Consider the following 8,634-nt stretch of genomic DNA (forward strand, 5'->3'; position numbering starts at 1 on the left):
CCCACCGCAGCGCCATGGGGGCCGCAAGGGCCCCCGCCGACGCGGGGGCTCGATGCCCCCGTGGCGGCGGCCGCCTCAGCGCCGCGCCGGGAGCGCCTGCATCGCCGCGCCCGCCAGCACAAGGTACAGTGTCGCCCCCACCAGGGCCGTCCCGACCCAGGATGGATGCGTGAAATTCACCCAGGCCGCCCAGCCCCCAAGCACCACCCACGCCAGCGCCACCGGCAACGTCACCGCCCGCCAGCGCCGCGTGCGCACCGGATGCACGAACTTCACCGGCAGGAACATCGCCGCCGCCAGCACCACCACTGCCCCCAGGATTGCCCAGAACCCCGGCTCGACCGCGAACACCACCAGCGCCACCATGTTCCAGCAGGCCGGAAACCCGGCAAACGTGCCGTCGGCGTTCTTCATCCGCGTGTCGGCGAAATACAGCGCGCTGGCAAAGGTGATGACCCCGATGGCGATCCAGCCGGTCCAGCCAGGCAACAGACCCGAGTGAAACAGCGCGAACGCCGGAATGAACACATAGGTCAGGTAATCGATGATAAGGTCCAGGATGACCCCGTCGATCTTGGCCGCATAGGTGCCGACGTGATACCGTCGCGCCAGCGGCCCGTCGATGCCATCGATCACCAGCGCCACCACCAGCCAGCTGAACATCAGGCTCCAGGCGCCATCCACCGCCGCCAGCAGCGCCAGCATCGACACCACCGCCCCGGTGGCGGTGAACAGATGAACGGCATAGGCAGGCAGGCGCGGATCCATGCCCCCTCTTGGCGGATTCCCGCCGCCGCCGCAACATGCCCCCCGGGGCGGGCGGCGCCTCACGCGCGGGGATGCGCCGCGCGATAGGCCGCCATCAGCCGGGCCTGATCCACGTCGGTATAGACCTGCGTGCTCGACAGCGAGGCATGGCCCAGAAGCTCCTGGATCGTGCGCAGATCGCCGCCCGCAGCCAGCAGATGGGTGGCAAAGGAATGGCGCAGCGCATGCGGCGTGGCCGAGGCCGGCAGCCCCAGCCGCGCCCGCCCTTGCCACGCACCCGCAGCACCTCGGCCAGCGGCGCGTCGCCGCCCTCCAGCGCCAGCGCCTCGGAGATCCGCAGCCCGCAGCCCCACAGCAGCGTCAGCACCGCGACGTCGCGCGCCGCCACCCAGGCATCGGACGTGGCGCCCGCATCCGCCAGCACATCGCGCGCCGCCGCCACCGCCAGCGGGCGCGGCAGGTTGCGGCGGTACTTCGGCCCCCGTGCGGCCAGCGCCGCGGTGGCGTCCAGCCCTGCGCGCTGCGCCAGGTGGCGGTGGAACCCGCGCACCGCCGACAGCGCCCGCGCCAGCGACCGCGCGCTGATCCCACGCGCGCGCTCGGCCGCCATGAAGGCCCGCAGATCGCCGGGGCCAAGCGCGGCCAGCGTCGCCAACCCCTCGGTCCCGCCGCGATGCTCTGCCAGGAAATCGAGATACCGCGCCACGTCGCGCCCATAGGCCCGCACCGTGGCCGCCGCCGCCCCGTCGCGTGCCGACAGCGTCGCCAGCCAGTCGGCCAGCGCGTCCCGCGCCGCCGGACTGGCGCGCAAACTCATCCCAGGTACCGGCGCATGGCCCGTTCCACCATGCCGGCAAAGAATCCCAGAAGGTCGGTCGCCTGTCCCGCGCGGAACTGCCGTGCATCGCCCGAGCCGAGCACCAGAAGCCCCGGCAGCCGCCCCTCGCCGAGGTCCAGCCGCAACAGCGCCTCGGAGCGGACCTCGGCCGCGCGCGCGCCATGCAGCCCCGTCCCCCCGCGCGGCGTCTCGCGCAGCACGATGGGCCGGCGCACCGGCCCCGCGCGGCCCGCCACGAACGCGGCCTCCACCGTGCCGCGCGCACAGATGTCCAGCACGCCGCCCGCGCGGGCCTGCGGCGGCGCCCCGTCGGGCCGGTCGCTTTCCAACACCAACCGGACCGAGACCAGCCGCAGGATGTCCGTCACCTCGCCCGCCAGCGCCTCGAGGAAGCCCTCGAACCGGATTTCCTCGGACAGGCGCAGGACCGCGCGGTGCACCTGCGCCGTGGCGGCCTGGTTCTCATAGGCGGCACCGATCACCGCACGGTGGGTGCCCTCCAGCCGCGACAGCCGCTCCTCCAGCCGGGCCATGGCCAGACCGCGCAGGTCCACGACATTGTCCCCCGCCGCCGCCGCGCCCGCCTCCGCCAGCGCCCGCAGCACCTCGGCGTCGTCCAGCACCAGTGCGGGGTCCTCGACGATGCGCGCCCGGATGGCTGCGGTGGTGTCGTCCTGTGATGCCGGTCCGGCCGTCGCCATGGCTGCCCCCTTCCGCCCCTGCCCGCGCCGGCCCCCGTACAAGGGGCCGGTCGCGCCCGAGGTTACAGCATCCTCAGAGGATCTTCTGCCCGGTCTTTTCCCAATCCTTGAGGAAGGTCTGCAAGCCCTGATCCGTCAGCGGATGCGCCGCGAGCTTCCGGATCACCTCGGGGGGCGCGGTCATCACGTCGGCGCCGATGCGCGCGGCCTCGGCGACATGGTTCACCGTCCGGATCGACGCCGCAAGGATTTCCGTCGTGAAATCATAGTTGTCATAGACGGTCCGAATGTCCTGGATCAGCTCCATCCCGTCGATGTTGATGTCATCCAGCCGCCCGATGAAGGGCGAGATTAACGACGCCCCCGCCTTGGCCGCCAGCAGCGCCTGGTTGACCGAGAAGCACAGCGTCACGTTGACCATGAAACCCTCGGACGACAGCACCTTGCACGCCTTCAGCCCGTCCCAGGTCAGCGGCAGCTTGACCGCGATGTTGGGCGCGATCGCCGCCAGCTTGCGGCCCTCGGCGATCATGGCGTCCGCCTCCAGCGCCACCACCTCGGCCGAGACGGGGCCGGACACGATCCCGCAGATCTCCCGGGTGACCTCCAGGATGTCGCGGCCCGACTTCAGGATCAGCGAGGGGTTCGTGGTCACGCCATCGACCATGCCGAGGTCGTTCAGCTCGGCGATGGCGGCGGTGTCGGCGGTGTCGACAAAGAATTTCATGGCGCGGGCCTCTTGCGGTTGGGGGCGGATTGGGGACGGGTGGACCCGGCCCCCTCTGGCGGGGTGCATAACGCAGGCGATGCGGGGCCGGAAGCCCCGCCGGGAAGGGCATGGACGCGGAGTTCTTTGCAGACGGTGACCGGGTGGCGGTGCTGACGACCGAACCGGTGGGGGTGCTGGATTATCGCGCGCCGGCGGACGGCGTGGCACTGGGGGCCTTCGTCGCCTGTCCGCTGGGGCCGCGCCGGGTTGCGGGCGTGGTCTGGGGACCGGGCGAAAGCGCGCTTCCGCTGGAGCGGCTGCGCCCGATCCTGGCGCTGCCCGACGCCCCGCCCATGCAGGCCGAGCTGCGCCGGTTTCTGGAGCGCGCGGCGGCCTATACCCTGACGCCGCTGCCGGCGATGCTGCGGCTGGCCACGCGCGCGCCCGGCCTGTGGGACGGCCCGGCCACGCGCCGGGTGCTGCACCGCGCGGGCGCCTCCCCGGTGCGGCTGACGGAGGCGCGCGCGCGGGTGCTGGACGTTCTGGACGCCCATGGCGGCGCGGGGCTGACGGCGGCGGAACTCGCGGCCGAGGCGGGTGTGTCGGGCGGCGTCGTGCGGGGCCTCGTGGACGCGGGCACCCTGTCGGAAGCGCTTGCGCCCCGCGATGCGCCGTTTGCGCGCCTCGACCCCACGCGCCCCGGCCCGGACCTGACCGGCGACCAGGCGGCGGGGGCGGCGCTGCTGCGCGCGGCCATCGCGGCGGGCGGCTATGGCACCACGCTGCTGCAAGGCGTCACAGGATCGGGCAAGACCGAGGTCTATCTGGAGGCCGTGGCCGAGGCGCTGGCCCACGGCCGCCAGTCGCTGGTGCTGCTGCCCGAAATCGCGCTGACGGCCGAGTTCCTCGGCCGCGTGGAGGCGCGATTCGGCGCCCGCCCCGCCGAATGGCACTCCGGCGCGGGCGGGGCCGACCGGCGCCGCGTCTGGCGGGCCGTGGCGCGGGGCGAGGCCGGGCTGGTCGTCGGCGCGCGCTCGGCGCTGTTCCTGCCGTTCCGCGATCTGGGGCTGGTGGTGGTGGATGAGGAACACGACACCTCCTACAAACAGGAGGACGGCGTGCTGTACCACGCCCGCGACATGGCGGTGCTGCGCGCCTCGGTCGCGGGCGCGCAGGTGGTGCTGTCGTCGGCCACGCCGTCGCTGGAAAGCTGGGTGAACGCGGAAACCGGCAAATACGCCCGCGTGCGGCTGTCGAGCCGCTTCGGCCCGGCGGAGCTGCCGGACATGCGCGCCATCGACCTGCGCGCCGAGAAGATGGAGACCAACCGCTGGATCTCGCCCACCCTCGCGCGTGCGGTGGCGGCGCGAATCGAGGCCGGGCAACAGGCGCTCCTGTTCCTCAACCGCCGGGGATTCGCGCCCGTCACCGTCTGCCGCGCCTGCGGCGAGCAGATCGGCTGCTCCGATTGCGACGCGCGCATGGTCGAGCATCGCTTCCTGCGCCGCCTCGTGTGCCACCAGTGCGGCGCGACCCGGCCCATCCCCGAGACCTGCCCGTCCTGCGGGGTGGAGGGGCGGATGGCCGCCGTCGGCCCCGGTGTCGAGCGCCTGGCCGAGGAGGTCGCCGAGCGATTCCCCGACGCGCGCCTTGCCGTGCTGTCGTCGGACCTGTTCACCACCGCCCGCGCGCTGAAGGACCGCATCGCCGCCATCGCCGCCGGCGAGGCCGACATCATCATCGGCACCCAGATCGTGGCCAAGGGGCACAACTTTCCTGCGCTGACGCTGGTGGGGGTGATCGACGCGGACCTGGGGTTGCAGGGCTCCGACCTGCGGGCGGCCGAGCGGACCTTCCAGCTGATCCGGCAGGTCGCGGGCCGCGCGGGACGCGGGGCGCGGCGGGGCTTGGCGCTGGTGCAGACCACCCAGCCCGAGCACCCGGTAATCCAGGCGATTCTGGGCGGCGACGACGAAGGCTTCTGGCGGGCCGAAGCCTCGGGGCGGCGGATGCTGGGGATGCCGCCGTTCGGGCGGCTGGCCGGGGTGATCCTGTCCTCGCCCGACCTCGATTCGCTGCACGATTTCGCCAACGCGCTGGCGCGGGCGGATGCCCCCCTGCGCGCCATCGGCGCCGAGGTCTACGGCCCCGCCCCCGCCCCCATCGCCCGCATCCGGGGCCGCCACCGCCTGCGGATGCTGGTCAAGGCCGACCGCCGCGCGCCGCTGCAATCGGCCCTGTCGCAATGGGCCGGCGCGCTGAAGCCCCCCGCGAACCTGCGGCTGGCCATCGACATCGATCCCCAAAGCTTCTTCTGACCCCCGCAAACGCACAGGGGCCGGCGCGCCCTGTGGCGGCCGGCCCCCGGTTTTCGCAATCCGAGGCTCAGGCGAGCGTGCGCTCCACCGTCTGACGCTCGAAGATCTCGATCACGTCGCCCACGCGGACGTCGTCGTAGTTCTCGAAGGCCATGCCGCATTCCTGGCCCGAGATGACTTCCTTCACCTCGTCCTTGAAGCGCTTGAGCGTCTTCAGCGTGCCTTCGTGGATCACCACGTTGTCGCGCAGAAGCCGCACGCCCGCGGACCGGCGCGCCACCCCTTCGGTGACCAGACAGCCCGCGACCTTGCCCACGTTGGAGACCTTGAAGACCTCCCGGATCTGGGCGTAGCCGATGAAGCTCTCGCGCACCTCGTCCACCAGAAGGCCCGAGGCGGCCGCCTTGATGTTGTCCACCAGGTCGTAGATCACCGAGTAGTACCGGATCTCCACGCCCTTCTGGGCGGCGGCGTTGCGCGCGGGCGCATTGGCACGCACGTTGAAGCCGATCACCGGGGCGCCCGACGCTTCCGCCAGGCCGATGTCCGATTCGGTGATGGCGCCGACGCCCGAGTGCAGCACGCGCACGCGCACCTCGTCGTTGCCGACCTTCTCCAGCGCCTGCACGATCGCCTCGGCCGAGCCCTGCACGTCGGCCTTCACGACCACCGCCAGTTCGGCCACCTTCTCGTCGGCCTTGGCCTTGGCGAGCATCTGCTCCAGCGTGGTCGCAGCCCCCACGGCGGCGCGCTTGTCGCGGGCGGCCTCCTGGCGGTACTCGGCGATCTCGCGCGCCTGGGCCTCGTTCTCGACCACGTTGAGGACGTCGCCGGCCTCGGGCGTGCCCTGCAGGCCCAGAACCTCCACCGGGACCGACGGTCCGGCCTCGTCCACACGCTCGCCCTGATCGTTGATCAGGACACGCACCCGGCCCCACTGCTCGCCCACGACGAAAACGTCGCCGCGCTTGAGCGTGCCGCGCTGCACCAGCACGGTGGCGACGGGGCCGCGGCCCACGTCGAGCTTGGCCTCGATCACCGCGCCCATGGCGGGGCGGTCGGGGTTGGCGCGCAGGTCCAGAACCTCGGCCTGCAGCGCAATGCTTTCCAGCAGCGAGTCCAGACCCTTGCCGGTGATCGCCGACACCTCGACGTCCAGCACGTCGCCGCCCATCTCCTCCACCACGACCTCGTGCTGAAGCAGGGCGGTCCGCACCCGGTTGGGATCGGCCGAGGGCTTGTCGCATTTGTTGATGGCGACGATCATCGGCACGCCAGCGGCCTTGGCGTGGTTGATCGCCTCCACCGTCTGCGGCATCACCGCGTCATCGGCCGCGACCACCAGCACCACGATGTCCGTCACCTGCGCGCCACGGGCCCGCATGGAGGTGAAGGCCGCGTGCCCCGGCGTGTCGAGGAACGACAGCACCGCGCCCCCATCGGTCGTGACCTGATAGGCCCCGATATGCTGGGTGATCCCCCCGGCCTCGCCCGAGACCACGTTGGTCTTGCGGATCGCGTCCAGCAGGCTGGTCTTGCCGTGGTCGACGTGGCCCATGATGGTGATGACCGGCGGGCGCGGACGCAGGTCGTCATCCGCATCCTGCACCGTGTCGATCACCTGCTCCACGTCCGCGTCGGACACGCGCACGGCGCGGTGGCCGAACTCCTCGATCACCAGTTCGGCGGTCTCGGCGTCGATGCTCTGATTCATGGTCGCCATGACGCCCATCTTCATGAGCGACTTGACCACATCCGCGGCGCGTTCGGCCATGCGGTTGGCCAGTTCCTGCACCAGGATGGTGTCGGGCAGCTGCACGTCGCGCACCTGCTTTTCACGCACCATGGCGCCGCCGATGGCCTTCTGGCGGGCACGCTCCTGCTTGCGCTTCATGGCGGCCATGCTGCGCTGGCGTCCGCCCTCACCCGAGAGCGCCTCGTTCAGCGTCAGCTTGCCGGCACGGCGGCCGCCGTCCCGGGTCTTGGTGCCCTTGGCGTCGCGATCGGTCTTGACGTCGCGTTCCACCTTGCGGGGCGCGGCCGAGGGCTTCGGCACCGATTTCTCGGCGGCCGGCGCGGTCGGCCGGGCGGCGGCGGCCTTGCGGGCGGCCTCCTCCTCGGCTTCGCGGGCGGCGCGCTCTTCCTCGGCGGCCTTGGCGGCAAGGGCCGCGGCGCGCTCACGCTCCTCGCGCTCCTTCGCCTCGACCTCCTCGCGGCGGCGCTGGCGCTCTTCCTCGCGGCGCCGCTCTTCCTCCTCGCGGGCGCGGGCGTCCTCGGCCTCGCGGGCGCGGGCGGCCTGCAGCGCCTTGAGACGGCGCTCCATCTCGGCGTCGCTGATCCCTGCGGGGCGTTTCGACGGATCGCCCACGGCGGCCGCAATGGCCGGGCCGGCATCACCCTTGGCGGCGGCACCTGCCTTGGGCACGACGACCCGCTTGCGCTTTGTCTCGACCAGCACGTTCTTGGTGCGTCCGTGGCTGAAGCTCTGCTTCACCTGACCGGGCCGCGCCCCGACAAGGCCGAGGGGTTTCTTTCCGTCCGTATCGCTCATGCGTCCTGTCTATCCTCTCCGGTGCCGAACGCACCGTCCTGCCCGCGCACTCCGGCGAGCCGTCGGGCCTCGTCTACAACACGCGAGGCCAGCCCGCCAGCGGCAAGCGCGGCATGTATCACACGATCGCGGCCGAAAGCCAAACCCAATTCCGCCGCCGCAAGAACCGTCACCAGACTGTCCCCGCCCGCCGGTGGGCGCAGCTTGGCCCGGCCCCGCTCGGAGCCGTCGCAGGCCTGCACCAGGACCGCGGCCTCGCCCTTCTCCAGCGCGGTGCGCACCTTCTCATAGCCGCACACCGCCGTTCCGCCCCTGCGCGCCAGCGAGATCATGTCGATCACCCGACGCAGCAACTGGACCTCGATCAGCGCAACAAGTCCTTCCGGAACCGTGACCTGCGCCCGCGCGGCCCGCGAAAAAAGCTTCCGCGCAACCGCGCGTTCCAGCGCGTCACGCTCGGCCGACACCCAGATGCCCCGCCCCGGAAGGCGACCATCCACATCCGGCACCACCGACCCCTCGGGGCCGACGACAAACCGGATCAGGCCGGTCGCCGGCTGGCTCTCGCCGCTGACGATGCAGCGACGTTCGGGGCCGTCCCGGTCCTTGGTGCGTCCGCCGCGCGTCATCCTGCCTCACCCTCCGGTCCTTGTCCGCCAGTCCACGTCCGGCGCATTCCCGGCCCCCACCCGCGCCGTCCGGACGGCGCGGGTGGGGGCCGGGAATGCGCCGGACGTGGACTGGCGGAC

General features: G+C 72.2%; 6 protein-coding genes and 1 pseudogene. 1 reads left to right on the plus strand and 6 read right to left on the minus strand.

Annotated elements, in window-relative coordinates; translation table 11 throughout:
• Window positions 1-75 precede the first annotated feature (75 nt).
• From CCR87_RS04675 to fsa, 4 genes and pseudogenes are all read right to left on the minus strand, one after another.
• Window positions 76-768 (minus strand): CDP-alcohol phosphatidyltransferase family protein, encoded by a 693-nt coding sequence (locus CCR87_RS04675; RefSeq protein WP_201156407.1) that lies wholly within the window; start codon window positions 766-768, stop codon window positions 76-78.
• Between the two features lie 59 nt (window positions 769-827).
• Window positions 828-1,585, minus strand: a pseudogene (locus CCR87_RS17480) (tyrosine-type recombinase/integrase).
• On the minus strand, window positions 1,582-2,307 hold the full coding sequence (locus tag CCR87_RS04685) for a DUF484 family protein (protein WP_201156408.1): 726 nt from the start codon (window positions 2,305-2,307) through the stop codon (window positions 1,582-1,584). The pseudogene CCR87_RS17480 and the gene CCR87_RS04685 overlap by 4 nt, the downstream one beginning before the upstream one ends.
• A 73-nt stretch (window positions 2,308-2,380) precedes the next feature.
• Window positions 2,381-3,034 carry a fructose-6-phosphate aldolase gene (fsa, locus tag CCR87_RS04690; protein ID WP_201156409.1) on the minus strand — a complete coding sequence of 218 codons (654 nt, stop codon included), beginning with the start codon at window positions 3,032-3,034 and terminating at the stop codon, window positions 2,381-2,383.
• A 110-nt stretch (window positions 3,035-3,144) separates the two neighbouring features.
• Here fsa and CCR87_RS04695 point away from each other — a divergent pair, with 110 nt between their 5' ends.
• A complete protein-coding gene (locus CCR87_RS04695; RefSeq protein ID WP_201156410.1) occupies window positions 3,145-5,334 on the plus strand; it encodes a primosomal protein N' in 2,190 nt (729 codons plus the stop codon).
• A 67-nt stretch (window positions 5,335-5,401) separates the two neighbouring features.
• Here the strand turns inward: CCR87_RS04695 and infB are convergent, their stop codons facing one another.
• Window positions 5,402-7,885, minus strand: coding sequence for a translation initiation factor IF-2 (infB, locus tag CCR87_RS04700; protein ID WP_201156411.1), 2,484 nt, complete (start codon window positions 7,883-7,885; stop codon window positions 5,402-5,404).
• The gene (locus CCR87_RS04705; RefSeq protein WP_201156412.1) at window positions 7,882-8,514 is read right to left on the minus strand and encodes an RNA-binding protein; all 633 of its coding nucleotides are present in this window, start codon (window positions 8,512-8,514) and stop codon (window positions 7,882-7,884) included. Before CCR87_RS04705 ends, infB begins: the two co-directional genes overlap by 4 nt.
• Window positions 8,515-8,634 lie beyond the last annotated feature (120 nt).

This window comes from Rhodobaculum claviforme (assembly GCF_016653255.1).
GTDB lineage: Bacteria > Pseudomonadota > Alphaproteobacteria > Rhodobacterales > Rhodobacteraceae > Rhodobaculum > Rhodobaculum claviforme.

Bases quoted from the DNA above. Each gene is read 5' to 3' on its own strand.
- CCR87_RS04675 (WP_201156407.1), bottom strand. From the start codon at position 768: ATGGATCCGCGCCTGCCTGCCTATGCCGTTCATCTGTTCACCGCCACC.
- CCR87_RS04685 (WP_201156408.1), bottom strand. From the start codon at position 2,307: ATGGCGACGGCCGGACCGGCATCACAGGACGACACCACCGCAGCCATC.
- fsa (WP_201156409.1), bottom strand. From the start codon at position 3,034: ATGAAATTCTTTGTCGACACCGCCGACACCGCCGCCATCGCCGAGCTG.
- CCR87_RS04695 (WP_201156410.1), top strand. From the start codon at position 3,145: ATGGACGCGGAGTTCTTTGCAGACGGTGACCGGGTGGCGGTGCTGACG.
- infB (WP_201156411.1), bottom strand. From the start codon at position 7,885: ATGAGCGATACGGACGGAAAGAAACCCCTCGGCCTTGTCGGGGCGCGG.
- CCR87_RS04705 (WP_201156412.1), bottom strand. From the start codon at position 8,514: ATGACGCGCGGCGGACGCACCAAGGACCGGGACGGCCCCGAACGTCGC.